This window comes from Bacillus sp. DX3.1, from assembly GCF_030292155.1.
In the GTDB taxonomy this organism is placed as follows: domain Bacteria; phylum Bacillota; class Bacilli; order Bacillales; family Bacillaceae_G; genus Bacillus_A.
In genome coordinates this window covers 2,164,569-2,190,882 of sequence record NZ_CP128153.1, presented here as the reverse complement: position 1 = coordinate 2,190,882, position 26,314 = coordinate 2,164,569, and the positions used below count along the sequence as shown (strand labels likewise).

The 26,314-nt window shown below is 33.7% G+C and carries 32 protein-coding genes and 8 pseudogenes; 1 reads left to right on the top strand and 39 read right to left on the bottom strand.

The genetic code is table 11. The annotated features are described in order from the left end of the window. Positions 1-9: 9 nt before the first annotated feature. The 23 genes and pseudogenes from QRE67_RS10635 to QRE67_RS10530 form a co-directional block, all read right to left on the bottom strand. Positions 10-609, bottom strand: coding sequence for a pentapeptide repeat-containing protein (locus QRE67_RS10635; RefSeq protein WP_286124817.1), 600 nt, complete (start codon positions 607-609; stop codon positions 10-12). A 231-nt stretch (positions 610-840) separates the two neighbouring features. Next, positions 841-1,215: a ribonuclease toxin immunity protein CdiI gene (gene cdiI, locus QRE67_RS10630; protein ID WP_286124816.1), complete on the bottom strand. Its 375-nt coding sequence runs from the start codon at positions 1,213-1,215 to the stop codon at positions 841-843. Positions 1,216-1,231: 16 nt separating this feature from the next. Continuing rightward, the gene (locus tag QRE67_RS10625) at positions 1,232-1,546 is read right to left on the bottom strand and encodes a CdiA family toxin C-terminal domain-containing protein (RefSeq protein WP_286125248.1); all 315 of its coding nucleotides are present in this window, start codon (positions 1,544-1,546) and stop codon (positions 1,232-1,234) included. 64 nt (positions 1,547-1,610) lie between these two features. Beyond that, positions 1,611-2,858: an RNA-guided endonuclease IscB gene (iscB, locus tag QRE67_RS10620; RefSeq protein WP_286124815.1), complete on the bottom strand. Its 1,248-nt coding sequence runs from the start codon at positions 2,856-2,858 to the stop codon at positions 1,611-1,613. 327 nt (positions 2,859-3,185) lie between these two features. Continuing rightward, entirely contained in the window at positions 3,186-3,695 is a 510-nt protein-coding gene (locus QRE67_RS10615; RefSeq protein ID WP_286124814.1) for an ankyrin repeat domain-containing protein, read from the bottom strand. A gap of 20 nt (positions 3,696-3,715) precedes the next feature. Then, positions 3,716-4,003: a hypothetical protein gene (locus QRE67_RS10610; protein WP_483298674.1), complete on the bottom strand. Its 288-nt coding sequence runs from the start codon at positions 4,001-4,003 to the stop codon at positions 3,716-3,718. A gap of 273 nt (positions 4,004-4,276) precedes the next feature. Then, complete coding sequence (locus QRE67_RS10605) at positions 4,277-4,579, bottom strand: hypothetical protein (protein ID WP_098165256.1); 303 nt, start codon at positions 4,577-4,579, stop codon at positions 4,277-4,279. A 23-nt stretch (positions 4,580-4,602) separates the two neighbouring features. Continuing rightward, on the bottom strand, positions 4,603-4,878 hold the full coding sequence (locus tag QRE67_RS10600; RefSeq protein ID WP_286125246.1) for an EndoU domain-containing protein: 276 nt from the start codon (positions 4,876-4,878) through the stop codon (positions 4,603-4,605). A 387-nt stretch (positions 4,879-5,265) separates the two neighbouring features. Continuing rightward, the gene (locus QRE67_RS10595) at positions 5,266-5,640 is read right to left on the bottom strand and encodes a UCP019853 family protein (protein WP_286124813.1); all 375 of its coding nucleotides are present in this window, start codon (positions 5,638-5,640) and stop codon (positions 5,266-5,268) included. Between the two features lie 364 nt (positions 5,641-6,004). Beyond that, entirely contained in the window at positions 6,005-6,700 is a 696-nt protein-coding gene (locus tag QRE67_RS10590) for an SMI1/KNR4 family protein (protein ID WP_286124812.1), read from the bottom strand. Positions 6,701-7,001: 301 nt separating this feature from the next. Beyond that, positions 7,002-7,715, bottom strand: a complete 714-nt coding sequence (locus QRE67_RS10585) for a pentapeptide repeat-containing protein (RefSeq protein ID WP_286124811.1) — start codon at positions 7,713-7,715, stop codon at positions 7,002-7,004. Positions 7,716-7,734: 19 nt separating this feature from the next. Then, on the bottom strand, positions 7,735-8,514 hold the full coding sequence (locus QRE67_RS10580; RefSeq protein WP_286124810.1) for a hypothetical protein: 780 nt from the start codon (positions 8,512-8,514) through the stop codon (positions 7,735-7,737). Positions 8,515-8,572: 58 nt separating this feature from the next. Then, a pseudogene (locus QRE67_RS28635) lies at positions 8,573-8,767 on the bottom strand (ADP-ribosyltransferase); the annotation flags it as partial. A gap of 239 nt (positions 8,768-9,006) precedes the next feature. Then, complete coding sequence (locus QRE67_RS10575) at positions 9,007-10,146, bottom strand: suppressor of fused domain protein (protein WP_286124809.1); 1,140 nt, start codon at positions 10,144-10,146, stop codon at positions 9,007-9,009. Between the two features lie 157 nt (positions 10,147-10,303). Further along, the gene (locus tag QRE67_RS10570; protein ID WP_286124808.1) at positions 10,304-10,567 is read right to left on the bottom strand and encodes a hypothetical protein; all 264 of its coding nucleotides are present in this window, start codon (positions 10,565-10,567) and stop codon (positions 10,304-10,306) included. Between the two features lie 97 nt (positions 10,568-10,664). Continuing rightward, positions 10,665-10,775 (bottom strand): hypothetical protein, encoded by a 111-nt coding sequence (locus QRE67_RS28860; protein WP_483298700.1) that lies wholly within the window; start codon positions 10,773-10,775, stop codon positions 10,665-10,667. A 308-nt stretch (positions 10,776-11,083) separates the two neighbouring features. After that, positions 11,084-11,572, bottom strand: a complete 489-nt coding sequence (locus tag QRE67_RS10560) for a hypothetical protein (protein WP_286124807.1) — start codon at positions 11,570-11,572, stop codon at positions 11,084-11,086. A 14-nt stretch (positions 11,573-11,586) separates the two neighbouring features. Further along, positions 11,587-12,094: pseudogene (locus QRE67_RS10555) on the bottom strand (deaminase domain-containing protein); the annotation flags it as partial. Positions 12,095-12,254: 160 nt separating this feature from the next. After that, positions 12,255-12,767: a hypothetical protein gene (locus tag QRE67_RS10550; protein WP_353507059.1), complete on the bottom strand. Its 513-nt coding sequence runs from the start codon at positions 12,765-12,767 to the stop codon at positions 12,255-12,257. Continuing rightward, positions 12,742-13,482 carry an EndoU domain-containing protein gene (locus QRE67_RS10545; RefSeq protein WP_286124805.1) on the bottom strand — a complete coding sequence of 247 codons (741 nt, stop codon included), beginning with the start codon at positions 13,480-13,482 and terminating at the stop codon, positions 12,742-12,744. Before QRE67_RS10545 ends, QRE67_RS10550 begins: the two co-directional genes overlap by 26 nt. Before the next feature lie 194 nt (positions 13,483-13,676). Next, positions 13,677-14,409, bottom strand: a pseudogene (locus tag QRE67_RS10540) (recombinase family protein). A gap of 173 nt (positions 14,410-14,582) precedes the next feature. Continuing rightward, a complete protein-coding gene (gene cdiI / locus QRE67_RS10535; protein WP_286124804.1) occupies positions 14,583-14,963 on the bottom strand; it encodes a ribonuclease toxin immunity protein CdiI in 381 nt (126 codons plus the stop codon). A gap of 48 nt (positions 14,964-15,011) precedes the next feature. Further along, positions 15,012-15,353 (bottom strand): annotated as a pseudogene (locus QRE67_RS10530) (transposase); the annotation flags it as partial. A 250-nt stretch (positions 15,354-15,603) separates the two neighbouring features. Here QRE67_RS10530 and QRE67_RS10525 point away from each other — a divergent pair. Beyond that, entirely contained in the window at positions 15,604-15,786 is a 183-nt protein-coding gene (locus QRE67_RS10525; RefSeq protein WP_353507078.1) for a helix-turn-helix domain-containing protein, read from the top strand. Positions 15,787-15,811: 25 nt separating this feature from the next. Here the strand turns inward: QRE67_RS10525 and QRE67_RS10520 are convergent, their stop codons facing one another. The 16 genes and pseudogenes from QRE67_RS10520 to QRE67_RS10450 all read right to left on the bottom strand — a co-directional run bounded on the left by QRE67_RS10520 (position 15,812) and on the right by QRE67_RS10450 (position 26,239). After that, complete coding sequence (locus QRE67_RS10520) at positions 15,812-16,498, bottom strand: Imm3 family immunity protein (protein ID WP_286124802.1); 687 nt, start codon at positions 16,496-16,498, stop codon at positions 15,812-15,814. A gap of 14 nt (positions 16,499-16,512) precedes the next feature. After that, the gene (locus tag QRE67_RS28625; RefSeq protein WP_353507077.1) at positions 16,513-17,367 is read right to left on the bottom strand and encodes a deaminase domain-containing protein; all 855 of its coding nucleotides are present in this window, start codon (positions 17,365-17,367) and stop codon (positions 16,513-16,515) included. 42 nt (positions 17,368-17,409) lie between these two features. Continuing rightward, positions 17,410-17,724, bottom strand: a pseudogene (locus QRE67_RS10510) (recombinase family protein); the annotation flags it as partial. A gap of 247 nt (positions 17,725-17,971) precedes the next feature. Continuing rightward, on the bottom strand, positions 17,972-18,154 hold the full coding sequence (locus tag QRE67_RS28620; protein WP_353507076.1) for an SMI1/KNR4 family protein: 183 nt from the start codon (positions 18,152-18,154) through the stop codon (positions 17,972-17,974). Beyond that, positions 18,151-18,423, bottom strand: a complete 273-nt coding sequence (locus QRE67_RS28615) for an SMI1/KNR4 family protein (RefSeq protein WP_353507058.1) — start codon at positions 18,421-18,423, stop codon at positions 18,151-18,153. Before QRE67_RS28615 ends, QRE67_RS28620 begins: the two co-directional genes overlap by 4 nt. Before the next feature lie 20 nt (positions 18,424-18,443). Continuing rightward, positions 18,444-18,788, bottom strand: a complete 345-nt coding sequence (locus tag QRE67_RS10500; protein ID WP_286124801.1) for an HNH endonuclease — start codon at positions 18,786-18,788, stop codon at positions 18,444-18,446. Between the two features lie 149 nt (positions 18,789-18,937). Continuing rightward, a pseudogene (locus tag QRE67_RS10495) lies at positions 18,938-19,171 on the bottom strand (IS110 family RNA-guided transposase); the annotation flags it as partial. Between the two features lie 192 nt (positions 19,172-19,363). Next, a complete protein-coding gene (locus QRE67_RS10490; protein WP_286124800.1) occupies positions 19,364-19,720 on the bottom strand; it encodes an Imm3 family immunity protein in 357 nt (118 codons plus the stop codon). A 15-nt stretch (positions 19,721-19,735) separates the two neighbouring features. Next, positions 19,736-20,653, bottom strand: a complete 918-nt coding sequence (locus tag QRE67_RS10485; RefSeq protein WP_286124799.1) for a deaminase domain-containing protein — start codon at positions 20,651-20,653, stop codon at positions 19,736-19,738. Positions 20,654-20,984: 331 nt separating this feature from the next. After that, positions 20,985-21,380 (bottom strand): ribonuclease toxin immunity protein CdiI, encoded by a 396-nt coding sequence (cdiI, locus tag QRE67_RS10480; RefSeq protein ID WP_286124798.1) that lies wholly within the window; start codon positions 21,378-21,380, stop codon positions 20,985-20,987. A 14-nt stretch (positions 21,381-21,394) separates the two neighbouring features. Continuing rightward, positions 21,395-21,751: a CdiA family toxin C-terminal domain-containing protein gene (locus tag QRE67_RS10475; RefSeq protein ID WP_286124797.1), complete on the bottom strand. Its 357-nt coding sequence runs from the start codon at positions 21,749-21,751 to the stop codon at positions 21,395-21,397. Next, a complete protein-coding gene (locus QRE67_RS10470) occupies positions 21,705-22,160 on the bottom strand; it encodes a hypothetical protein (RefSeq protein WP_286124796.1) in 456 nt (151 codons plus the stop codon). The genes QRE67_RS10475 and QRE67_RS10470 overlap by 47 nt, the downstream gene beginning before the upstream one ends. 719 nt (positions 22,161-22,879) lie before the next feature. Next, positions 22,880-23,656: pseudogene (gene imm47, locus QRE67_RS10465) on the bottom strand (Imm47 family immunity protein). Between the two features lie 228 nt (positions 23,657-23,884). Then, positions 23,885-24,652 carry an IS21-like element helper ATPase IstB gene (gene istB, locus QRE67_RS10460; RefSeq protein WP_286124795.1) on the bottom strand — a complete coding sequence of 256 codons (768 nt, stop codon included), beginning with the start codon at positions 24,650-24,652 and terminating at the stop codon, positions 23,885-23,887. After that, positions 24,649-25,879, bottom strand: a pseudogene (istA, locus tag QRE67_RS10455) (IS21 family transposase). Before istA ends, istB begins: the two are co-directional and overlap by 4 nt. Before the next feature lie 93 nt (positions 25,880-25,972). Next, positions 25,973-26,239, bottom strand: coding sequence for a hypothetical protein (locus QRE67_RS10450; RefSeq protein WP_286124794.1), 267 nt, complete (start codon positions 26,237-26,239; stop codon positions 25,973-25,975). Positions 26,240-26,314 lie beyond the last annotated feature (75 nt).

The following is a 26,314-nucleotide window of genomic DNA, read 5'->3' as shown; positions in this document are numbered from 1 at the left end:
CGCGGTGTTTTAACAAGTGGAAACCTGTGATTCTAACCATTTTTTAGCTTCCTCATCTATCAAAATACAAGGTTTTTCTGCTGTTCCTATATTCACTGATTTCGCCAATGCCTTATCCATATTTTGTAAACCTATTAATCTAGATTGATAGAAAATTGTTTCTTCTAAAAATGCAGCATCAAAATCTATATTTTTTAACACCGAATTACTAAAATCTGCCTTATATAAATTGCTAAAAACAAAACTAGTTTCTTCTATGCTAGATGCAGAAAAATCTGCTTCCATTAGATCTGCTTTGGAAAAATCTGTTTTACTTATTGTGGCATTTTTAAATTCTGTGTAATCAGCCCTTGCTTTTAAAAAATTACTATTAATAATTGTGGTATTTTTAAAATTTGATGAATATAATTCAGATCTATAAAAATCCATATTAGTAATTTTCTGCCCCTCTAAATTACAATCAGTTAAAACACATTCCCATAAATCTAAATTTAAAAAATTTATTTTTCGTAAATCAAATTCATCTAATACTAGCTTTTCTCCTTCTTTCCCAGTAGTTTCCACAAACAAATCATGTTTTTTTAGTTTTCCAATTATTTTCTCGTCCATTTGCTCTACTCCTTTTTACCGATAAAATATGACTCTGTCAAAAAGCACCTTTTAGAATCTAGCAAAATAGCCAATTACAATTATAAATTTCAATAATTTATTTTTTGGTTATACCCACCTTTATGTGGTAGCTCATTTTCAAAATCACATGAGGCAACTACTTGATACGTAAACGTCAAGTAACTCTAAAATCAATCTTTATTGTATATTTTGAAGTTACTTGACGTTTACTTATAATCCAAGTACTTCTTTCATTTTGGAAAGAAGCTGATAAAACTCCTCTTTTTCGTTCGGAGATGTTTTTAAATAATTGCTGACTGCAATTTGAAAATACTTATAAATAGTTTCATAATCAATCACTACTTGACTATCCCTATAGTCCACTTCAACCCCTGTGAACTCTTCTTCGTAAAAAGTTTTGTCATAGTCATCTAAATCACTCCAAAAGGTAAATCCTCCAGAATAATCCAATCCACACCCATTTCCATCACTTAAATTTTCTAACACCCATTTAAAACAATTAGACATTAAAGAAGATTCCAATAGATTTTTTATTGGCAGATGCTCCGGGGTTATTAAATCATTAGCATTAATTAATTCAAACATAAGTAGATCTCACTTTTTAGTTAGTTGGAAAGAAGGAAGTTATCTTTCCATTTTCAAAATACCCGTTCCATTTTATACCGTTAGAATCTACCCCAATCCATTCACGAGGAAGAACACCAGAAGATTCTTTTGAAAGCGCGTCATTCGCAGCTTCCATACCCTTTTCTACAAATTCCTTATCGGACATAAGTTTTGGATCATATATAGTTTTCCTATGCACTTTTGTTCCATAAATTCCTGGACCTTTTGGATTACCAGCCATATCTAGTTCAGGCATATTGTTCTCTACTTCAGTAACCCCTTTAATGTACTTCCCGAAAGAAGCCCCCATCATCAAGCGCGTGACGGGCGATAGCCAAGCGATAAGGTGGGGATGAATTTCGGTTAGACATCGCCTAACTGACTTGTAAGAATAACCAATTATGATTGTGGTGCATACATTCAGTATCCGATATATTCACTTGCTTATAAGATTTAGCAGGATTTTGTATATAATGACCATTTATATCTTGCACATACACCATCTTCCCTGTAAATCCTGTCACGAATCCTATTTGTCCAAACGCTTTCACCTTATCACCTAGATACATTGTGCCTACATACGGTGTATTTTTATTATTTCGCTTCGCTATTCTATTTTTCGTTTTTCTTCCTTTTCTTGCAGTTGCTTCATGAAGAGAACGCTTTTTCTTTCTAAATTGTTTGATGCGAAACTCACCACTTTGCTGATCTTCTTGTAATTGTTTCGGATTGGTAATCGCAATGGCATCGTTATAGTGTGTTTTTGATAATCTTAATTCTTTTCGCTTCGGTGTTGTGCAACTTCCATACGTGATCTCACAATCTAAACGCTTCATGATTTGAAGCCGCAAAATGTTCATAAAGGCGGTCTCTTTATACTGTTTTGGTTCCTTAAAAACGTGCTTAATTTTTCCTTGATGGAATTTTTCATGGCAATCTTCATGTACTGTTACGAGGTTCTCTGCCCTATCTGAACCACCCTTATGTCGCTCAATTATATGGTGCGTGTGCAAAATGCCACCTTTTTTCTTACAGATTTGACATGTATAATGGTCTCTCGCAAATACATAGTATCTTGTATTCCAAAAGCCAAATGCGTCTCCTTGTTGATACGCTTTCCCTTGTATATCAGGGTTCTTTAGTTTTTGTATATCAAACTTGCCGACTTCTACAATGATTTTTGGTGAAGGTAATAGCGATTTGAATGTCTCAATCCAATGAATGATGTTATCGGTTCGACTTTGAATCGATGGGGGAAGCCAGCCTTCTTTCTTTTTTCGATTGAGAAAGCGCGCTTTTCGGTAGCGGGTTTTACGTTGTCTTCTACCTCTACGTAATGTAGCTCTGAGGGTGAGATTCTCTTTGATATCTTGACGTAGCTCAATGGTTCCTTTCGCTTGTACTTTTTCCTCTGTTGTAATTGCGATCCCCACATATTTTGCACCGCTATCGACACCGATTGTAATAGGTTGTACTGTTTCACCAGTCGCATATTGCAATTGAATGGTAAACGGTGTGTAACCTATAATCTTAGCTTTTCCTTGTTTGAGAAGAAGCCGCGCCTTACGAGTACTGCAAGGCATGAGCGGTTCTCCACGTAAATTCTTGACAAATACACGCATGTTTTGTCCCTCCTAAGAGTTTGTTTCCCTTCGCCAATGTTTGTAGGTGTTAGCAACTTCTTATGAAAGAAGGCTTGTGGTTGACCGTTCCTTCCCAACCAGAACTGTTACAGAGCCACCATAGAGCCAAGAACTAGGAAATTATTCTTGGGTATGCAACCTACGAACGTAGTCTACAAAAGGCTGAGGCTAGACAACCAAGGCTTTTTACAAGCCCCCACTTCAAAACGCGTTAGCGTTTAAGTGGTGGGTAGTTGACCTTCATTTCCGTTCACCGTAATACTCTATGATGGTACAACCATCATGGAGTATCTACTTTTTAACAACCTATTCTTTTTCATCCATCTTCTGCTTTAAATATTCAGCAATTTCTGTTTGCCCTCTTTCAATAGCAAATTCATAAGCTCCCATATCTTTCATAGTATCCCCTGTATACTTAACAGTAATATCAATACCATTCTGAACAAAATACTTTACAATATCAAGGTGCCCACCATAAATCGCTGAGAATAGAGGGTTTCTATTTGGGTCACTAACATCTAATATTGCACCATTATCAAATAAGTACTCTACAATACTAATTTCACCTTCACTAGCTGCATGTGCAATAGGAGTTGACTTTGGTACACCTTCGTTTATGTTAATATCCATACCAGATTCAACTAGAAATTTTATCATATCCAGTTTACCAGCTCTAGTCGCAACATGTAGCCACATTCCAAAAGGTGTTACAAAATCAAGCAAACTTTTATCAGTAATAATTATCTCTTTCGCTTGTTCTATATCACCATTCTTAATTAAATCATAGATTTTTATTGCTTTTTCCTTATTATTCATAGAATCCTCCTAAAATATCTTTATTTCATTGATGCAGCCTCTTCACCTAGTAGCTTAAGCATTTCAACCATTTTTTCACGAGTTCCACCAAAACTATCTACTTCTTTCAACTTATCAACAATATGTTGAAGACGTTCTATACCGTGTTGTCCTGTAATTCTATTTGGTGCCCAAACAAGATTTCCTTTACCAATTATCAGTTCTATTCCATACCTTTTTAATATTTCTTGACCTTCTCGAACAAGTTCTTGTTGCTTCTGGCCAAGACCTTTTTTAAATAGAATATGATGTGCATGTGGATCTATCATAGCAGTAGGTGGGTCACCTATTAGTCCTCTAAGATACTTACCAAAATCAATTTTAATTAATGCTTCATTATCCGTTAATCTTTCAACAATTTGTGTACTAGTAATTTATTACTTCTAAAAAGGAAATTAACTTATACTATCTACCAACAAACAATGTAGTACAACTACAGTCAAATCCATTTTTTATGATTAATTCAACTGTATACACTTTCTTATCTCCTACACTGTTTTTTCTTATGAGTTGTGGAATTCAATGATATTAATCACCTAATTTTAGTCCATGTAGCTCTCAGCAATTTGTATATGTTTCTTTAAATTTAAGTCTGGATATCTTTGATCTAAGGAGTATAGTAACTCAATATACTTTTTACTTTGCAAATTATAAGCCACTTCTTCGAAAACCTCACTTAATAATAAGAGCTCCTTTTTTGTACATATTTGTAAGAAATTCAAAGTTAAGTTTTCGCTTTCACTCAGTAAGGCTATTAGCTCTTCCCATTTCTGCTCAATTCTTGGGTCATTATCATCAAGTAATGCTCGCGCACCTAAGACCACCCTTACTTTTTCCTCAAACATTAACTAAAACCTCCCTGTAAAAATTACGGTTGTAACATATTATCAGGAAAAATAGTTCCTATCTCTTCATTAGTTTTGATTACCCCTATCCTAACACCATTATAATCGCCAAATATCGTTACACCATCCGCAATATCCTTGTGTTCAGGCATATTTGTCACATATTCTCCAGCTTTCCTTATATCTTCCTTAGACCAATTTTCAGGAAACCATGCTTGGCCATTACCCGTTCTTTTCCCTGGAGACTTATGACCTGGTACATTGCCTATCCTTACCCCATTAGGGTAGCTTTTTTCAATATTTTATTCGATACCGTTCTGTTTAAGAAAGTCTATATTATCTTGACCATGCCCACCACCCTTCATTTTTGAAATTTCTCCTGTTTTAGGGTTTCTAGTAAAGTCACCAATGTTTGCATGATCCAAGGATTTTTCACTCACATATAAACATTGATGGCATAAAAAAACTGGAAGAATAATTACATCTTCCAGCTTAGCTCTTCATTCCTCTTAAACCCCCAAAAGTATACTCTACAGGAAAAATTCACCCTATGAGGTATACTTCTATCGGTTTACTGAAAAGGGACTCTCTTTTCAATAAGACTATGTTTTCGAACTGTAATCATTGTAACTGTAAACTTAAAAATTTATCCTCTTATTTTAAATATAACATTTTAATTTTACATACTATAAAAATTCTATATTTATCCTATCAACTATTAATTTGATGTATTTTCCATATAGATGTTCATAGTCTTCTAAAATTTCATCTTCAATTGGTATTCCTATATCAAGTATTCCATCTGAAGTGAGTAGACCTTTAAGTTCATATTTAAAGCTATCATCTAGTTTTATAGCTTGCTTTTCTTGACCATCCTGTATGTCAATCTCATAATAATCTAAAAACCAAAGACTTAATTCTGTAGGATAGATTTCTCTAAGTTTTATCTCATACGGACAAATATTTGCAAAACAGGTTAGTTCAATATCTTGAATTTTTACTATAACTTCTTCTTCAATATATGGGTCTATCTCCTTAACTAACGCTTGGTATCTCATCATAAATCCCTACTTTCTTATCCACCAAGAATCTACTTATATTCTATCAATGTTTTAATCACGTATCAGAATGTCTTATCTGCTTATAAGAGAGTTGTTTTTACTGCTGTTGACCTTTACTACAAAAGGTTAGACAAAATTATCCGCCAGGGTTCTAAAGTGCTGAAAGAAAACAAAATTGTCAACACGAGAATCTTGAAAAATAGAAAAGAAAATCTAGAGAAAGATTAATTCTTTAGATTCTCTTTATTTTTAATATTTCCCGAACAATACAAGATCTTTTATTGGATCGTTTAAAACATCTTACTTAGGTAGAGATTTTGCTATCAAGTTATCGCTGAGAAGAGTTTAAGATGTGCTACTCAAATTATGATTGAAAGCCAATTACTATCCACTCGTCGACAACATCCCAGAAATTTAAATTGTACTTAGGTTGCTTATTTTTAAACCACAAAGTTGAATTTTCATCTACACAATTCTCAGCATCAATTGCTACATAAACACCCATTCCGTTTGAAAAGAAACCAAAAGTTGAATTTACATCGATTTTAATTGGTTCATCTAATTCTTCGATAATACTCCAATCATACTCACAAAAATTTGTTACTTCATCTTCTGGAACCAACCCCATAGAATGGCTGGCATAATAGTAGAAACCATTATGCAGGTTTTCATAGAATTTACATACTGACTTAGGTATTTTATCCCAATATGCTTTCAATTCCACATTTTTATCTAGATCTATCCCTAGTTTCCCCTCATAGTACAAAATTTTACCTTTACTAGATTTAATGCTGTAAAGTATAGAATATTCTTTCCCATTATATAACAATTCTAGTGTCACTAAATTATTTCTTACATATTCGATTGTATTCCGTAATTCAAATGCACACACACTATTCCACATAGTAATAAGCTTATCAATTTTTAAAGATTGATTTTCCTCTTCCAAAATATCAAACCACTGTTCAGGTATATTAAGTGTATTATTACCTATAGCAGAAAAGTCTACTATTTCAATATTCTTTTCATATTTTCTCAGATAATCTAACTTGTTATTCAATATTACTTCCCTCCTTTCATTTAGTTTAACAAATTCCCTCTAGGCAGGGGATTGCCTAAAATAATAATAAATAAAAAAGCATTAAACCTAAGACTTTTTATCGGTTTAATGCTTTTAGCTAGTTAAAAGTTTATTTCCTTTACTTTTTATTTCACTATCTCTCACTTCATAATGATTAATACTTCCATTTGTTAATCACATTCAATATAAACATCTTCTTCTTTAACTTTAGCTTGTTCAAGAAAATCAATACTATCTGTGACTAACTCAGGTAATACTTCCTTAGACTCTGAATAAACTTCTAGATCAGCTTTAATACTTGTTCCTTAACATTTCCATCAAACTTAGCGCCTTCTACATTGGCTCCCTTCCAAACTACATTGTCAAGTTTAGCACCGGTAAAATCTGCATCCGTAAAATTCCCATTTAAAAGGGTCGCTCCTGTTAAATCTGCATGTGTAAAATCTGCATTTCTAGCATCTACTTCTGATAAATTTGCATTTTTCAAATACGCTTTTTCAAAGTTACCCTCAGTAAGATTAGCACTGCTGAAATCCGTTCCAGTGCATTCTGCTTGTTCCGCATCGATTCCTGATAAATTTGCATGGCGAAAAGTAGCATAATTTAAAATTGTTCCAACTAGTTCTCCATTAAAAAAATTGACTTCGTCAAAACAGGTTTCGAAACAATCACTTATATTTATTTTTGCATATTTCATATTCGCTTTAGAGAAATCCGCTTCACCAAACCTACAATCTGCAATATCGACTTCTACTAAATTGCAGTTTCTGAAATCAGCCAACTCAAAATCACAATCACGAAACGACACTCTCATTAATGAGGAAGCTCTTAACATAACTCGTTTTGCCATAATACGATCTGCCATTACCTCTGACAGGTCTGAAAAAGTAAGGTCTAAATCACTCATATCTAACTCATCTATAATCTCATCATTGCATTGAGATCTATTTAATATTTCCATCACTCTTATTCTATCATTATTCTTCTCATTCATTATTACGCTCTCCTTTCATTTAGCTTTTCAGATAGTCCTTCCAAGCAATATTTGGAGAAAAGGATACACCCATTCGATCCTCATCAAAACTTGGTATAGCCATTACTTGTGCTGGCTCCAAATATTTCATTACATGTAACCAACTATCAAGTAACGTATCAATGTCACCCTCTAATGGATTATTTAAAATATCAATACAAAGGCCGCCCCAATCTAGTTCAGATACCACAGCTGGACTATTTAGTAATAATTCCTTATCAAACATTTCTAAAATATGACCACTAAAGTATGTTCTAGCCCCTATCCCTAAGGGACCGTTAGGAAGAAACCTAACTGGTATTGGTTGGGAAGATATTTCCATCCACATTTGTAATCGTTCACGTTCGGTATTCCACGGATAGGATAAAGGCCAAAAAATTCGAGTTACTCCATAACGTGGTTTCGCAATTTCTGCGATTTGGTCAGATAACTTAAAAAAAGCTGGCCATAATTTTTTGGGTATAGATTTATGAAACTCGAAATCCAAAAATGAGCGATGGCTCCAGTTAACTTGAAAACTCCCTTTGTATTTCACATCTTTATCACGATAAAGGTGAACTTCTGATACTCTACGCTCTAAAATCACTTTTTCCAGAATTTCCTCACGATTATATTCTACCCGTACCGTTTCACAGTTGCCCCAATGAGTAGGAGTAAATTTTTCATTTGACTCAAACACATCCAAAAGACGACCTAATATCTCTTCCTCGTTAAAAGATACTGTGGGATACATTGTAATAAAGAAAAAATCAGGTTTCATTTATATCCTCCTTAATACTAAAAAATACAGTTTTACATAACAATTTTCATTCACTGTTTTATCCATTCATCTCCACCAGGTTAGCTTCCCATTTGTGAGTCACTTTACCACTCTTTGGATCAGTATAGTAAATGTCACTCTTTTCTCCCAAAGGTCCACTTGGTCTTGGCTTAGGAGGAATCCCATTTAAATCGGGTTTATCACTTGATATTGTCACAACATGACTTCCATGTTTATCTTCGAGCATTTCTTTAACTGTAAACAAGTTAAAAATGAGCGTTTCGTACTACAACCCTATGTTTATCGCCACGAACTTTGTCATTCTCTTATGTAAATATAAATCGAGTAGCTAATATGATCGTGTTCTATACTGTTCATTGCAGCCAATCTCGTATGTCTGTTTAAAAAACCAGCACCCAAGATCAATGAATACTGGCATAATGATTTTTCATATAAAACATGTTATAACAAGTAAAAGTAATTCCTCTAGTCTTATCCTTTCAAACCAATGTTTTCTCTTTTTATACCAAGTACATCTGAAATACCAAATTTATCGAATCTTTCTATTAAATATTCATGTCCTTTTTGTAAAGCTATCATTCTTTCTTCTGTATAAATAGGTATTAAAGTATAAAAATTAATTATTCTATTTTCCGAATCTATAAAACTTCTCATTTCTTTAGATTTACTTATCAAAATACATGATAATGCTGTATTAGAAGCAAATGGCATTGGAGGTTCCCCATTTGGAAGAATGACCCCTTCATCTAACCATCCATCACATTTATGCGGTATGTGAGCAACCATTCTCAGCCACTTCAAAGGCCAATAATTATCTTTGTTCGTCATTTCATTTTTACTTATTGGCCAATTTGCAGGTAACTTTAATACTAATTCAGCATACTTAAATCCCTTACTGTCTTCTGAATCATCCATTGCTAAATCACTCATCCCTGTAGTCACAAGAGTTATAAAATCGTGTTCTTTTGATGGCAGTATAACTTGAATATCAACCGCTACCTTACTGCCAGGTATGATTTCACTGATTGTATTATTAATGGGACCAAACTGTTCTGTTATATAATCTAAAATCTCAGTTTTTCCATTTTGCGTAGTATCCTTATATTCTTCTTTTTTATCGGAATCCAATAAATTTGCTATTTCTATTTGCCCTTGTTCATGTGCAAATGCTAATGCATCCATATTTTTCATATATTCTCCTGTGTACTTAACATGAATGTCAATTCCATTTTCAATCAGAAGTTTTGCAATATCTACATATCCACCCTGAATTGCACCAAACAAAGGATTCCTTTCCGGTTCGCTCACATCCATTTCAGCTCCACAAGACAATAGATACCTAACAATTTCAATCTGTCCTTTCGAAGCCACTTGGTTAAGTGATTCACCACCATATATACCACCGCGCCTATTTATGTCAGCACCTAAGTCTATAAGTCGCTTGACTATTTCAAGCTTTCCATGTGTGGCTGCAACATGAAGAAAAGTTCCAAATGGTCTCATCGTCATATTCAAGAGTTCCATATCTGAACCAATTAACTCAACTACTCTTTCAACATTATTTTGCTTGATAGCTGTACGAATTTCCTTAGCTAGTTGTATATTTTCCATATTATCACTATCTCCTTTTAGCGGCTATGTTACCTAATTCTTCAAGTGCTTCAACCATATCATCCCGGTCACCGCCATTATTTTTTACTGCTTTAATCTCATCTACGACATTTTGAAGTGCATCAATACTTTGTTGACCTTTAACTCTATTTGGTGCTCAAGTCAAATTTTCAACTTCAAAAATTGGGTCTATGTCAAATTCTCTTAATATTTTTTGTCCTTCCTTAATAAGCTCTTGTTGAGCTTTTCCACGACCTTTCTTAAATAGGATGTGATGTGCATGGGGATCTTTCATTCCTTTAGGTGGATCACCAATGTGGTTTTTTAAATATTTACCAAAGTTAAAATTATCAATGTCAACATCACTTATATTATCCTTACCCGTACCCTTACCAAAAACCTTCTCTCCAGTCTCTTTCATAAACTGATACACATCATCTTTCAGAGACTATGGTCCTCCATCTCCGACTTTACCTACACCTGCTGCCGAAAAGGCATGTCCCCCACCAGGAATCCACTTATACTCCAGCAAGTTTCACGGCTTCTCCAACTAGGACAAAATTTAAAAGCGTCCAACCTGTCATGAGTCTTTCTTTTGCAGATAGTTTTTTGCCAGTGACGGCTTCTATATTGGTAAAGGTTCTGATAGCATCATTTACATCAATAAACTCAGAGGCTTGCTAAAACTTTTAAACAATATTTCGTAATTTTTCTAGATGGCTTATATTTCCTTCTATAAATTATATCTCGTTTTTCATTTCAACAAAAAACTGGAAGATTATTCACATCTTCCAGTTCAGATCGTATAGACAAAAGCTTCAACAAATAACGTTATAAAGTGGATATGTTTCTTTACCAGTAATCGAGAAACTCACAAAATAGCATAATAACGATATTTATTCTATTTATAAAACTACACACTAAATTATTAATTTAATTAATTTTCAGAATCCTTATTATTCATAATATATTCGATATCTTCATCCGTAAATTCATTTCCTTCGAATACTGGATGTCCATTTGGATCAAGCATCCCCATCACCTTTTTATCTTTATCAGACACAATCAATGTATAGTCCTCCATAAGAAAAGGATTTTCTGGTAAATCTACTAATACTCTCCATGCCGGTCTTACATCATCATTATTTCTATTTTCTTTATCAATTTTGAATGTATAAGCCTCATCAAAGAAAAGTTGATGGGTGTCTTCATTAACCACTCCATCTAAGTTATTTTTCTTATGATATTGTTTCGCAATTTCTATCGCTTCCTCAGGTTTTAATACAACATCTACAGTAATTTCATTTATTTTTCTATAATGCCTAGAAAAATCTTCTTTCTTCAACTTAACATAATCTTGAAATTCTTCATTAGACAATTGTTTAAACTCTTCATCAGACATGTTTTTATACTTATCTAAAGACATATAAATTTCCCCTCTTATTTGTACTTTAATCTTAGTCTTTCAATGTACTCTATTGAATAGTCGATAGAAGCTTTATCAAATAGCTGCTTCCACATTTTCTGGAAGAATGTTTCCTTTTTTATCTATATTAACCTTGATGCCCTGTTCTCCCCATTGTTTTTTATATGCTCGAATTTCTTTTCGAGTAGCAATATCATTTAATATTTTATACTCTGTATCAGAACTCCTTAAATACTTACTTCCTTTTTTGTCTAGTGCTTCTGTTGCATGAAACATAGGATTTTTAGGTTGTAAAGAAATATTAGGTACTCTTTCCTTTAAACTATCTGTAAGCTCATCTATGCTACTTTGAGCAAAAAACTCTGATTTATCAATACCATTAACATCCACTTCTGCTAGAGTAAAGTTTCCAGACTTTTTATATCCACTAGTCAATTTCCCCCTTAGCTCTTTCACTCTATCAATTATATGAGCTTCAGTTGCTGTATCAATTTCCCTTGTAGGATAAACTTTACCGATACCCTAAGCAGAGAACAATTATCTTAGTCGTCCCATCTACGTTAGGCAAATAAAAATAATATAATGTTTCAGTGTTATAAAGATTCTTGATATACTTGCCTAGGTATAAAAAAGCCTATTCCTTAAGGTCTTATAGGAATAAGCTTCTCAGTGTTTCTTATGTTTAATCGTTATTTTCTATACTTTTAACTTCTATCATTTTTTGTTCAATCCAATTCATAGCCATCTCTGCCTCTTCTCGGGCAATCACCTGACGTTTGCATTTGTATTTGTAATTTTCATAAGCCCATACTAATATAATTTTTACAAATTCAATTGTCTCTAATTTACAGATAGGTTCAATTTCATCTTCTTCATTATAAAAAGGGTCTTCAATTATTGTAATGTCTCTATAAGATATAACACTAGATGCATTTCCTCCATGTTGATATTCGGGGAGATGTCCCCTTAATAATTCAATATAATTATCTACATCATTTTTTAATTCATTAAATCTCCAAGATATATCAGAACCAAGCGGGTCGCTTATCATATATGCAAACTCCAAAGAATTTTCTTGACTAAAATCTAATACTACTTCATTATAATTTTCTTTAAAATCTAGTAAATATCTATACTTTACCATACTATATATCCCCATTCCATTTTCTCTAGTGTAGCGGATAAGCTGAAACAATCTTATCCTTCTTAATTACCATTTCAATTACCATCCCTGTATCTGTACTTCCCCTAAATTTATTATTCTTAAAGACCTCTTTATTGTTAAATGCTTCATTAATTGCATCAATAACCTGTTGGGGAGTCCATTCCCTTGGAAAAAATGTAGACTTAGGGTTTTTTGGTACTCCACTAACTTCAATATTTGCACGATACGCACCAAACTCACTAGGTGGATCAATATTTCCTACAACTTTACCATTACTATTAGGCATTCCTTCATAATGAAAACCATTAGCATTTCCATTTTTAAGAATTTCACCATCAAAAATGTGATTTAATGCATTTTCTTTGGTCCCTTGCTTAAAGTTTTCTGTGTTTTTTAGACTCTCAAGCCATTCCTTTTTCTCTATAACAGACTTAGCAGCTTCCCCCGTACCCTTACCAACAACCTTCTCCCCAGTCTCTTTCATAAACTGATACGCATCTTTCAGCAGGTTCTTTCCTCCACCAGAAATCGCGCCTACACCTTCCATTGCAAAGGAAGACCCTCCATCAGGAATCCACTCAAACTCCCTCAATGTTTTTACCGCACGCTTGAATGCCGTATCTATTTCTATAAAGTCGTTTTTAACTTTCGTTTTCCCTTTATTCCACAGATCTCCTACTTTATTGCCAAGACCCTTTGCCTTAGATGCCAGGAAGGATACGCCTTCTTTTACTTTACTTGGCACTTTCTTCGCTCCATCAAGAAGGGCTTTTCCGCCTTTCTTTACTGCTTCTACGACCTTCTTTCCGCCATACTTAATTACTTTTCCAGCAGTACTGACGACTTTTCCAACCGGAATAACGTTCAGAAGCGTCCAGCCTGCCGCAATGAGTCTTTCTTTTGTGAATAAACTTTCCCTGTATGAGGTAAGTAGTTTTGTTACATAATCGCTGGGTGATTCCCGTTTGCTTGTATTTGCCCATATGTATATATTCCTCGATAAAAACTCTCTCAGTCTAACATGCGTTTCACTTGTACTTTCGTAAAAATTTTTCCTTTCTCTGTACGATAGTCCTCTACATTAAGCCGTTCTGTTAATTGAGCGAGTGACCAATGCCTAAAAAAGTGTCGTAATTCAAATAGTCTACGTACAACCACTGCTTTCTCCGCATCTACTTCTAACACTTTTTGTCCTTTCTTTATTGTATAACCAAACATCACACCGCCACCTGCATATCCATCTTGTTCCGCTTTCTTCTTCCTGCTTCTACTTAGCTTTAATGCAATTTCAAGACGTTGATATTGGTCTAATAGTTCTAACATGCCATTTACTAAAAAGTCATTTGGGTCATGTGTATATATACTGTAATTTGGTTGTTCAATCGCTTTCACATTTACCTCATATTTCTTTAGCTCTCGTTGAATTAGCACCTTCACAATATCTGAGCGCCATAATCGACTTTGTGTTGAGCACTAACGCAAACTGTATTTGGACAGACGAAAGGTGAGCCAACATCTCCTGTAAGCCCACCCGGTCTATTTCCAATGCTTCTTCATTTAATTTAGCTCTACTCATTCCTTCATCTCTAAAAATATGTATCAAGTTCCAGCCATTTTCTTCACAGCATGCTTTAATTTCCTCTTGTCCATTAAATTCAAGCTTTTTTAATATCCCATGCCAAAAAGCACCAGTCGCCTAAAAGACAATCAAGTGCTTTTGTTAGCTTTTTACAAATCTTTTATTTAAATCAACGAGCTTATTTAATTTCTTTAATATGGCTTGTTTCCTCTAATCAGCACTTCGTAAGTTTAAATGTCATATCGCCTAATTATCGTTCTTTCTCTTTACCTACAACTCCATTTAATCTGCGTAATGTTCAATTTACTTTTGATTATTTTCAGATATTTTTTGACCTCTTGTTCATCAGTTAAATTTCGAGTTAAATAATCTTCACTCGCATCTAACAAGTATTTATAGAATGACTCCTCATCTAAAGTTAAAACTTCGTCTTTTTCAACAGCAGGGGAATCAAAATAATAAGCCACACCAGTTTCACCGAAATAGTCTTCTTCCCACGGTTCATATTCATTTGAAAATACGCACCAAATATCCTCAATACCAAAACCCTGTCGGTTGCTAAAATTATTTAAAGCATCTAAAAAATATCCATCTCCAATATGGTAATAATAAAGTTTTAACAATTTTTCTTTTTTACTTTCTTGCATTTCAAATCCTCCCAAAAATTATTTTAGCGTAGGTAAAAAGATTGTTTACGGTGTATAATGATGGCCATACATCTTCTCAATTAAATCTGAGATTTCAGCCATTGTCACGCCCTTTTGAAACATATGAATCACAAAGGATTCTAGCGTATCATTGGAGCGTTTATAAGGTGGTACCGTTTGTTGTTTAAACTCACCATTGCGGTCGCGAGGTATGGTAATCATCAAATCGCCATACTCTGTATGAAGCTTTCTCGAATAAGCTCCATTTCTTGAGTTCCCTGAATGAAACCCACTACGATCATACTTTTCGTAGTCTAAAAATGCGGTTAATTCTGTCGTTAAAAGTGTATTCACAGCCATTTCTAAATGCGCACGAAAAATCTCTGTAATATCTTCTTTTTTTACTAGAGCTTAAACAAGATCTGTTGTAAACTGATTCATAGGGAAGACCTCTTTTCTATGGATTGTTGTGTGGTAACTCCATTCTACTAGAAAAGGTCTTCCTTTTTTGTATTTATTCATTTACACAAAATATTTTATACTCTCTTATTAAACAATAAATCTCATTTACTATTCACTTGATATAAATAAGTAATAATATTGAAAGAGGTGGTTTGCTTGAAAATAGAACAAAAAATCAATATGGCTATATAAGGGAATAAGCCAAGCGGCATTAGCACGTGCGATAGGTATGACACCATCAAACTTTAATCAAAAGATAAAACGAGGCACTTTTTCACCTGAAGAATTAAATACTATTGCTACAGCTTTGGGAGCAGTCTATGTATCTGTTTTTGAATTTCCTGATGGCACAAAAATATAAAAAAGAACTGGAGTTTCACCAGTTCTCAGTTGCTTTCAAGCAGCTTATGAATACGTAATTCTAGATCTTGTTTCTCTTTTTCCAAAAGCTGTTCCTCTGTTTCATTGACATTAAATTGAGACAAAACTTTTATAACACCTTTTGGGATTATAAGGTTTTGTTTTACCAAATACTCTCCTAATGTTGTATATATAGCCATCTTTTCACTAAGTATATTTTTGCAATCTCTCTTAAAGCGTTCTAACACATTACTTACAATAGCTTCTGATGATTGCTCACTTTTAACAACAGTTGTAAGGTATTGATACACTTCATTTACTATTTCTTCATAATACCACCTTGCTCTTGAGCAATAATCTACTGGAATTTTTTCAAGTTTTTCTAACGCCTTATCTCGACGAATAATTAATTCTTCAAGTTGATTTTTAGTTATTTGTTTTTTTTCAATTTGTTTCTCGATTTTTTGAAAATCAATAGATTTTAATTCTTTTATCCTATTTTCTTTTGCTATTATAAAAATTCTTACCTTTTCCGACACTATTTCTGCATACAATACATTTATTAATGCCTTTTCCATTTCATCTTGAATGCTTGGGCTGTAATATTCATCAAAAGTTCTTGCCAATGCTTCACTATTACTCATATTATCTTGTCGTTTGTATTCTAAAAAATCTTCATTAAATGCTTCAATGCACTCTTGATACTCCCACATTAAACTCACCTCTTTTATTTTTTAGGAGGAATTGGTTTTCCATCATTATGAATCACTTCAATTTCAATATTTGGATAATCCTTTTTAAATTGACTGATAATACTATTACAACTATCGCAAGTATCTTTCTCGGTGAATAATTTTATTTTACCTTTTGCATTATGATTATCCCCTAACCGTGATGCAATATCATTTATGATCTTGTACTCATAATCTTGATTCCTTAGATAACTTACTCCATCTGCATTCTTTGCCTCTTGCGCTTCATACTTTGGATTTTTAGGCTTCGATGAAAATCCTTCTAAGTTCGGATTTCCACCAGCATCCTTAACTTGACTATGGGCATAAAGCTCATTTTTATTTATCCCTTCAATATTTACCTCACCGTATCCCATATTTGATCCTGATTTGTTCCGAACTCTATTTGATAGAGTCCCTTTAATCTCTGAAACTCTATTAAGAATATCAGCATCTTTACTTGAATCAATTGATCTAGTTGGGAATCGAGAAGTCCCTCTACCACCCGTACCCTTACCAAAAACCTTCTCCCCAGTCTCTTTCATATACTGATACGCATCTTTCAGAGAGTGCGATCCCGCGCCTGCACTTTGTGTCGCAAAGGAAGGTTCTCTACTAATAGGCGGTACATACTCTCCCAATTTTTTGATAGCATAACGGAATTCCTTACCTGCTTGTACAAAGTCGTTTTTAACAGTTGTTTTTCCTTTATTCCACAGGTCTCCTACTTTATTAACCAGACTTTTAGTTTTTGAAGCGACGAAGGATACGCCTTCTTTTAGCTTACTTGGCACTTTCTTTGCTCCATCAAAAAGCGCTTTTCCAGCTTTCCCTACTGCTCCTACGACCATTTTTCCGCCATAATTAATCGCTTTTCCCGCAAGGCTCGCGGCTTTTCCGTTTGCTTGTATTTGCCCATATGTATATATTCTTCGATAAAAACTCTCTCGGTCTAACATGCGTTTCACTTGTACTTTCGTAAACAGTTTTCCTTTCTCTGTACGATAGCCCTCTACATTAAGTCGTTCTGCTAATTGAGCGAGTGACCAATGCCTAAAAAAGTGTCGTAATTCAAATAGTCTACGTACAACCACTGCTTTCTCCGCATCTACTTCTAACACTTTTTGTCCTTTCTTTACTGTATAACCAAACATCACACCGCCACCTGCATATCCACCTTGTTCCGCTTTCTTCTTTCTGCCTCTACTTTTAAACAGCCTATTCATTTTCTATCCACTTCAAAAATAAATTCTTTTTCGTTCACTTGTCTTATGTACCTGTGTATATTTAACTTTAACACCACGAGCTTTGTCGTTCTCATGTGTAAAATATAAATCGAGTAGTAAATACTGTTGTAATTCTTGCAAAGTCACTATAGCCCATCTTGGTTGTTCACTTACTATTATGAGTTAAAAAACCCAATTACATTAAATTCATCTATGCATACAATTTGCCTTATTCTTCATCGTCTTCATATAAATTATCTAAAAATTCATCAATATCATTTGCTAAAAAATACATATTACTCATATCATCAGGATCTTCTGGTTCTTGCTCATGATCCCAAAAATAAATTTTTTCATAATATGGCTCTTCAGTACCTAAGCATATAACATTACCTGCTGAATCATCTGCTATTGGAATAAAGCCCTTTGCAAGCCTAAATTCATATATATATCTATAACCTTCTCTAAATTATCATACATATCACCAATTCCATTAAATACATTCAAAACACTTTTCCCAAGTTCATCAGAACTATTAAATATACTAAGTTCTGGGTATCCACCATTCCATTGAAGTAAAAATTTCTTATATTTTTCCGTTAATCTCACACCATTTTCTATTTCAAACTGCTCAATCTCTTCTATAGAAAGTTTCTTATGTGAGCTTTCAATTTTCACCATATTAAAATCCTCCCCTTAATTTATTTTCCATTAACAATTGATACTCCGCCCGTATGAGTAAATACCCTATGGATATCTCTATCCACAAGAATCATTGTTTTTCCATCTTGATGGTGATGCCATATATATCCTAAAGGTGGCTTATCTAGTGCTGGTACTGGTGGATCAGAATCTTTATTCAAACGTGCCTCTATATTTACATTTTTATAATCTAAAGGACGATTCGTTGGACTTGCAATTTCAATTTCTACTGGTTTAACAGTAGGGTGTGCATATTGTGTGAAATCAGGATAACCATCGGGATACCTCACAGTTTGTCCTTTCTTATTCGTATATACCCAAGTTCCATCCTCATCTATTTTCACAGCCCCACCTTTTTTTATCCATTTCTCTGGAACAGGCCAGTATGGTGGTTTAGTAGCAAGCTGTTCCTTTGTGAATTTTACTTCTAAAGTATCCTTACCCGTATCCTATGTTGTAACCTTAAACTCTCACAATAAAAAAACAAACCTTATTAAACTACTTCTTTCTCTTGTACTACTGGTAATTCATAAGCTGTTTTATGTTTCATCATGCCATATATAATATTTACAAGCCTTCTCATAATATATACCAATGCTTGTCCTTTTGTTTTTCCTTCTTTTAGTTTCTTTTGATAGTATGCATGAAACACTGGGTTTCGTGGCATCTTACTTCCTTTTGCTACTTGTACTTGCTGTACTGCTAAATTATAAAATAAAGCGTGTAACATTAAAATCAAACTCCATGATGGTACTACCTTCATGGGCTCTGAATTTCAACATAGCATCATTCATGTTGCCCAAAGCATAAATATCTCATAAAAAAACACCTGATGCCCTAAAAGGAAATCAAGTGCTTTATAGTTAATTATATCAGTAATTCATAATTTAAAAATATTCTTGTTCGATTTCGTAAATAACTACTCGGAATAAGGGTTATAATCTATCTCAACCTTACTAAGACCATCTAATACTTTCTCTGTCCTATTAGTCAAATCTGCTATTTCTTCTTGTGTCAGTTCGTTTGTAACATCTAAATCTTTAAACATACTTAATCTCTTTGTTATACCTTCAACATATCCAATAAAGACCTTATCTTTGGATAACAATATTTCACCTACAGCAGTATCAACAATAAAGTCTTCTACCTTTCCAAGATTTATATACTCATTAACAGTTCTTGCTATTGCATATTCATGTCCTCTATTTAATTTTAAATAATCATTATAGTCTTCGTTAATCGCCTCAAATATTTCATTATATTCCCAGTCTTCCAAGATATCACTCCTCTTTTATGGTTTAAGTCTTTCACCGTTATTGTGAATAACTTCCAATTCAATATTCTTATATTTATTAGCAAATTCAGCTATTACTTTGCTACAACTAGCATAGGTATCTAGTTCTGTGAATAACGTAATTTTTCCAGTAGTATTTACATCATCACCCAGTTTTAAAGCTATTTCATTCAAAATCTTATACTCAGTGTCAGAATCTCGCATATAAGGTTTTACATCTTTACCAGGTGCTAAAGATGCCTCAAAAATTGGTTCATTTGGTTTTAATGAAATTTCAGGAACTTTTTCTTCTAAATTCCCTTTAAATTCATCTATTTTACTTGAAGCATAAAACTCCTTTTTGTTTATTCCATTAACATCCACCTCTGCAAGGGCAAAATTACCAGCTTTTTTATATTTACTTGGTAAATTACCTCTTACCTCTTTCACTCTATCAATTATATGAGCTTCTGCTACTGAATCTATTTGTCTTGTTGGATATACTTTACCCGTACCCTTACCAAAAACCCTCTCCCCAGTCTCTTTCATAAACTGAATCACATCATCTTTCAGAGACTGCTTTCCTCCACCAGAAATCGCGCCTGCAGCTTCTGTCACAAGGGAAGACCTTCCACCAGGAATCCAATCAAACTCCATCAATGTTTTTACCGCATGCTTGAATGCCTTATCTGCTTCTATAAAGACGTTTTTAACTTTCGTTTTCCCTTTATTCCACAGATCTCCTACTTTATTGCCAAGCCCCTTTGCCTTAGATGCCAGGAAGGATACGCCTTCTTTTACTTTACTTGGAACTTTCTTCGCTACATCAAGAAGCGCTTTTCCGCCTTTCTCTACTGCTTCTACGACCATTTTTCCGCCATACTTAATTGCTTTACCAGCAACACTGAGGATTATTCCAATCGGAATAACGTTCAAAAACGTACAGCCTACCGCACTGAGTCTTTCTTTTGTGGATAGTTCTCTGCCAATGACCGGGTCTTTACTGCTAAATTTTCTTATGGCATCGTTTATACCAATGGACTACGCTGATTGATTTAACTATTAAATAGTATGTTATAATTTTTTGATTTCTACATTTTTCTACTATTAATTGAATCTATTTTTCATTCCAATAAAAAACTGGAAGATTAATTACATCTTCCAGTTCAAATCGTACAAACAAATCCTCCTACGAATAACACTTTAAAAAGAATTAAATTACCTCTACATTTCTATACCCTCAGAATCTAGTAAAATAGCATACATGCTATACTTCCAATCCTTTCTTCACTTCTAACAATAATTCTGTAAGTTCTTCCTTTTCATCTGGTTGGCTTGAAATAACTTTCTCCACTCTTTTTTCTAAATACACATAGAACTCTTCAAAACTAAGATAGCCTTGGCTATCTTCATTTACACTAGATGTCGCAGCATCAACATCTATTAACACATGTCTATCATCTAAAGTCTTGGGCAAATGAGCTAAATCATACTCATCTAAATCATCTCTAAAAAGAATTGCTTTTCCTCCAATGTCATATCCTTCTTTGTTTTTAAAGTCTTTCAATGCATCAATTAATCTATTTCTTACTGTTAATTCCCAAAAAATATCATCCAATAATACTTTTATTTCTTTAAAATCTACTATTAATTTAGAGCTCATTGTTATATTCCTTCCTAATCAAGAATTGGATAAAAATTCTTCACATTTCCACTTTCATCTAAATAGCCAAAAAACCTTAGACCATTTGAAGCAGTGCCTTCAACTCTAGTTCCGTTAATAGTGCCCTTTTTCATTGCCTCGGTTCCCCATTGATAAATAACATCGTCAGAAATAACGGATGGATCATACACTGTTTTAGGTTCTTTAATTATTTTACAAGTCACTGGTTCTGCTATGTTTCCTGCCATGTCTTTTCTAGGAATTTGATAGTTAACTTCATAAACACCTTCGATAGTAGGATGCGGTCTCTTACTTACAATTAAATCATCTATGCTGTTTCCTTGACAGAGCTTTATAAAATTCATCTGCATTATGTCCACCACTTATACCTTTTTTCATTGTAATATTTTCTACATTTTTTAAATGATTTTTAGCATTCGAACCTATTTTAAAATTATTAGCTCCACTGACTTCCTTAACAACATCCTTCTCACCACTACCAAAAAGCCTCTCCCCAGTATCCTTCATATACTGATAAGCATCTTTCAGAGAGTGTGATCCTCCGACTTTACCTACACCTACTGCCGAAAAGGCATCTCCTCCAGGAATCCACTTATATTCTACCAATGTTTTAATCGCATGTTGGATCTTTTTATCTGCTTGAACAAAGGCATTTTTAACTGTTGTTTTTCCTTTATTCCACAAGTCTCCTACTTTATTAACCAAACTTTTAGTTTTAGAGGTGACGAAGGATACGCCTTCTTGTAGCTTACTTGACACTTTCTTCGCTACATCAAGAAGCGCTTTTCCAACTTTCCCCTACTGCTCCTATGACCGCTTTGCCACTATATTTAACAAGGCTCGCGACTTTTCAATTGGTACAAAGTTTAGAAGCGTACAGCCTGCCGAAATGAACCTTTCTTTTGTGGACAGTTCTTTACCTGTATTTTTGAGAAAGAGATTAAATAAGTTAGATACAAGAAATAATTTATAGTAAAAACGTTGACATAAAAAACCACACTGTTGATTGTTAGGCATAACTAACAATCAACAGTGTGGTTCATGACAATTTTTAATGGCATTGTGGCTTTTCTTTTATTTATGATAGAACATTGTATAGTTTAATTTACAAATTCAAACCATTCACACTCTCAGCTTCAATTTCTATTACAAGAATATCATTTTCGCTGGTTAGCACAATTTTAGTAATTTCATTTCCTTAAACAAATATTAATACTGAGACATCAATTATTTCATTATTATTAACTGTAAATATTTTGATTCGATTTTAAAGGCTGTTACTCTATTAGATTCAAGTCAACCAATCTTTATTTTTAATTCATCCTCTGTGTAAGATGATTATAGTCAATAATATGAGTCAAGCTCCATTGTAATTCTTCTCTCAATTTGATAAAAAGTTATGTTTTCTCCAACACTACCATGTAAATTATTGGCTTCATAAAACTCAACTATTTCTTTATTTAAAATTAGATGTTTTTTCAATCTAATACATTCCCATAAAAATATTTTTTTCCTACTTTCCAATCAAAATTTGAAAGTTTAGTAATATAATCAATTACTTCTTTGTATTTTTTATCATCAACTATTTGATTATATTCAACAGGACACTTTACCCCACTCCAAATCGACAACAACGTAGGAACTATGTCTATACCAAGATTTTTTTAAAATTTCAATGATATCATTGATTTTTGAATTAGCTCTTTAGCTAAATCTCCTGGGAATACAGGTTTTCTAAAATAATAATACAGATTAGTATCTATTGTATTTATATACTCAAGATATATTTCTCCAATATCATCAACAGCAGCATTCTCACCACAAACTTCAGAATAATTCAATAATATTTCTAAAGAATTTCTAATTCCATCCTCTACTTCTGTATCCTCCCATTCCTCAAGAAGCGCTAATAAATATGGTATTACTTGATAAGACATAGTATCTATTGCACAAGAAGCAAAAGTAGCTACACTGTTTTCAGAAGCACCTGACAAAAAATTCATTTTTTTGTTATCTAATAAATCGTCGTGTGTTGCTATTGAACAAAATAATCTTATACTTAGATTTAAAACATTGTCTTCTTTAGAAGAATTTAAAAGTTGGACCAATAACTCTTTTACTGAAAAATCCCCTACTTTTAACAATTCATTTATCAAAAGTATACAATCTTTTTCAGTTGAAATTTTAGTAAGTAACTCTCTCAATTTATCAATCTCACCTGGATTTCTTTTTGGTCCATACCATATATCATTCATTAAGTTTATAGAATTTTCCAACGGATACATCTCTTCAAATTATTTTCTCAAGCCCTCTTCTCTTTGCCATATCCTTTTTGATGATAAAAATCTAAATTTAATCCTGAAAGCTTTTCACTCTTAATAGTAGATTCACCAGTAAACTTTATATTTGATTGCACATTTTCTCCGCCTGTGTCAATAACGTATTGAAATTCCCTTTTTTCAACGGAAACAAATTCCCTTTTATTAGCGATTTAATGTTGTTGGCTGTATTCCAGCTTTTTGCTTCTCACGAAGCCTATATGAATCTCCCTTAATATTAAATGTTGTTGCGTGATGTAAAAGTCGGTCTAAAATGGCTGTGGCTAATACTTCATCTCCAAAAATTCCCCCCCACTCTATAAAAGATTTATTTGAAGTTACAATGAGTGCGCCTCCTTGTTCATATCGCTTTGAAATGATTTGAAAGAAGATATTGGCACTTAATTCATCAAAGGGAAAATAGCCTAGTTCGTCAATGATAAGAAGATCTGGACGGCTCCAACGTTTGATTACTCGGTTCAATAGTCCCTTGGTATGGGCCTTCTTACACTCATTAATAAAATCATCAGCCCGCAGAAAAAGTGCTGTATAGCCTTTCATGATAGCTTCGCTTGAAAATGCAATTGATAAATGTGTTTTCCCAACTCCTGGCGGGCCTAAAAGTAGGACATTTTCCCCATTATTAATAAAACGACATGTTAATACTTCTTTCACGCGCTTTTCACTAATGCTAGGCTGAAAAGTAAAATCAAATTCATGAATTGTTTTATGAAACGGAAGTTTCGCTTGTTGTATTCGTTTCTGTAAAGCTGATGCTTCTCTTTTTTCAATTTCATGTAAAAGAAGAGTGTTTAGAAATTCAGAATATGGTACATTATGTTTAGATGCATCTTCTAAAAGACCATCGATTTGGTCGGCAATATGATGCCATCCAACTTTGATTAAGCGTTCATTTAGAAGTTGAGTGGTCATACAGAATCACTCCCTTCTAATTGTTCATACACTTGAAGAGAACGTTGTTCTACTTCTAGTTTCATCGGGTTGAATGTGACGGGTCGCCAAACCTTTTGTTGTCGCATTCAGCCCTTTATAATGTTCAAGGTTCACATGCGTTTCAGTCTTACCTGTAAGAATTGGATGTGTTGTGATGCATTCTAATTCATCATATATTTCAAGATGGTGATCAAGTGTCTCTTTTACCTTCACTTGTTTTCCTACGAATCGAAACGGTACAGAGTAACGTTTTCCTTGATAAGAGATAAAACAATCCTTACTAACTTCTCGTATTTCCCATCTTGTAATTGGAAAGGCTGGTTTTGTATTGGACTTTCCTAAATATTTTTCCTCAACTTGATATCTTGCGATTGGAGCTTCTTTTGTTGTTCCATTTGGTTTACGATTTGCCGTTTGATTTAACCAATCTCTTACATCATCATTTAATGATTCTAAAGTGAATGTATGTTTACGCTGCATAAAATTCTTTTTAAGATATCCCACTACATTCTCTACTTTTCCTTTTGTTTGTGGACGATATGGCTTACACGCCTTCGGCACAATTCCATAATAGGATAGGAAGTCTTCGAACCTTCGATTAAATCGAACCTCTACTGGTGTATGTTTAACTACAACAGTTTTCATATTGTCATAAAGAATTTGTTCAGGAACGCCATTAAAATAAGCAAATGCATTCATATGGCATTTCATTAAAGTTTCTAAATCCATACTTGTTGTAAATTCAACATATTTCATTCTGGAGTAACCTAACACTATTACAAATGTATATACATCTTGTTCTTTTCCGTTAATCTTTATTTTCCCTATGTATCCCCAATCCATTTGAGCTTGTTTACCAGGCGGTGTTTCAAACCGTAAGGTTGCTTGTTTTTTAGGATTTTATCGATGAGGTCTGACAAAATCGCGCAGAATGGTAGGCTTTCCTTGGTATCCCATTGATACAATTTCATCGTATAACACTGCACAATTTGTAGTACCTTCCTTGATTCTTTGAAGAACGTAGGGTTTATATGTATCTAATTTACTTGGCTTTTTCTCTACTTTCTTTTTGGACGGCAATTCATCTTGTTGGATATATTTTCGAATTGTTTTTGGATCAAATCCTGTTTCTTTGGATATCGCTTTAATTGTCCATCCTTTTTGATACAATTCTCTAATCATAAAAAATTCCCCAATCTTGACCATAGTTTCTCCACTCCGTCATTGTAGTTTTGAAACCATTGTCCGTTATTTTAGGGGAATTTGGAACCGTCATTATGAAGGATTTTATCACCGTTACTAACAGCCTGACCAAAGGCCTTGAATATGGTGTCCTTTTTCAAGCTCACCCTTTCTCACTAAAGATCTGTAGTCAGCTCTAGCTTTTGCTAGATCATCTCCTTGAACAATTATAGACTCGTCAGGATTAGAAAACCAATCAGGTTTAGTTTTATATAAATCAACAGCTTCATCATAATAAGGGCCATAAACATCTTTACCAGTTAATGGAGTGTTATCTGAGTGCTTCCCAGCCGCCTTCATAAACTGATACACATCATCTTTCAAAGACTGCTTTCCTCCACCAGAAACCACGCCTGCAGCTTCTGTCGCGAGAGAAGGCCCTCCACCAAATTTCGGTAC

Coding starts and splice junctions, on each gene's coding strand:
- QRE67_RS10635 (WP_286124817.1), bottom strand. CDS start 609: ATGGACGAGAAAATAATTGGAAAACTAAAAAAACATGATTTGTTTGTG.
- cdiI (WP_286124816.1), bottom strand. CDS start 1,215: ATGTTTGAATTAATTAATGCTAATGATTTAATAACCCCGGAGCATCTG.
- QRE67_RS10625 (WP_286125248.1), bottom strand. CDS start 1,546: ATGGGGGCTTCTTTCGGGAAGTACATTAAAGGGGTTACTGAAGTAGAG.
- iscB (WP_286124815.1), bottom strand. CDS start 2,858: ATGCGTGTATTTGTCAAGAATTTACGTGGAGAACCGCTCATGCCTTGC.
- QRE67_RS10615 (WP_286124814.1), bottom strand. CDS start 3,695: ATGAATAATAAGGAAAAAGCAATAAAAATCTATGATTTAATTAAGAAT.
- QRE67_RS10610 (WP_483298674.1), bottom strand. CDS start 4,003: ATGATAGATCCACATGCACATCATATTCTATTTAAAAAAGGTCTTGGC.
- QRE67_RS10605 (WP_098165256.1), bottom strand. CDS start 4,579: ATGTTTGAGGAAAAAGTAAGGGTGGTCTTAGGTGCGCGAGCATTACTT.
- QRE67_RS10595 (WP_286124813.1), bottom strand. CDS start 5,640: ATGATGAGATACCAAGCGTTAGTTAAGGAGATAGACCCATATATTGAA.
- QRE67_RS10585 (WP_286124811.1), bottom strand. CDS start 7,715: ATGAATGAGAAGAATAATGATAGAATAAGAGTGATGGAAATATTAAAT.
- QRE67_RS10580 (WP_286124810.1), bottom strand. CDS start 8,514: ATGAAACCTGATTTTTTCTTTATTACAATGTATCCCACAGTATCTTTT.
- QRE67_RS10575 (WP_286124809.1), bottom strand. CDS start 10,146: ATGGAAAATATACAACTAGCTAAGGAAATTCGTACAGCTATCAAGCAA.
- QRE67_RS10570 (WP_286124808.1), bottom strand. CDS start 10,567: ATGAAAGAGACTGGAGAGAAGGTTTTTGGTAAGGGTACGGGTAAGGAT.
- QRE67_RS10560 (WP_286124807.1), bottom strand. CDS start 11,572: ATGTCTTTAGATAAGTATAAAAACATGTCTGATGAAGAGTTTAAACAA.
- cdiI (WP_286124804.1), bottom strand. CDS start 14,963: ATGCAAGAAAGTAAAAAAGAAAAATTGTTAAAACTTTATTATTACCAT.
- QRE67_RS10520 (WP_286124802.1), bottom strand. CDS start 16,498: ATGTGGGAGTATCAAGAGTGCATTGAAGCATTTAATGAAGATTTTTTA.
- QRE67_RS28625 (WP_353507077.1), bottom strand. CDS start 17,367: ATGGTCGTAGGAGCAGTAGGGAAAGCTGGAAAAGCGCTTTTTGATGGA.
- QRE67_RS28615 (WP_353507058.1), bottom strand. CDS start 18,423: ATGGTGAAAATTGAAAGCTCACATAAGAAACTTTCTATAGAAGAGATT.
- cdiI (WP_286124798.1), bottom strand. CDS start 21,380: ATGAGCTCTAAATTAATAGTAGATTTTAAAGAAATAAAAGTATTATTG.
- QRE67_RS10475 (WP_286124797.1), bottom strand. CDS start 21,751: ATGCAGATGAATTTTATAAAGCTCTGTCAAGGAAACAGCATAGATGAT.
- istB (WP_286124795.1), bottom strand. CDS start 24,652: ATGACCACTCAACTTCTAAATGAACGCTTAATCAAAGTTGGATGGCAT.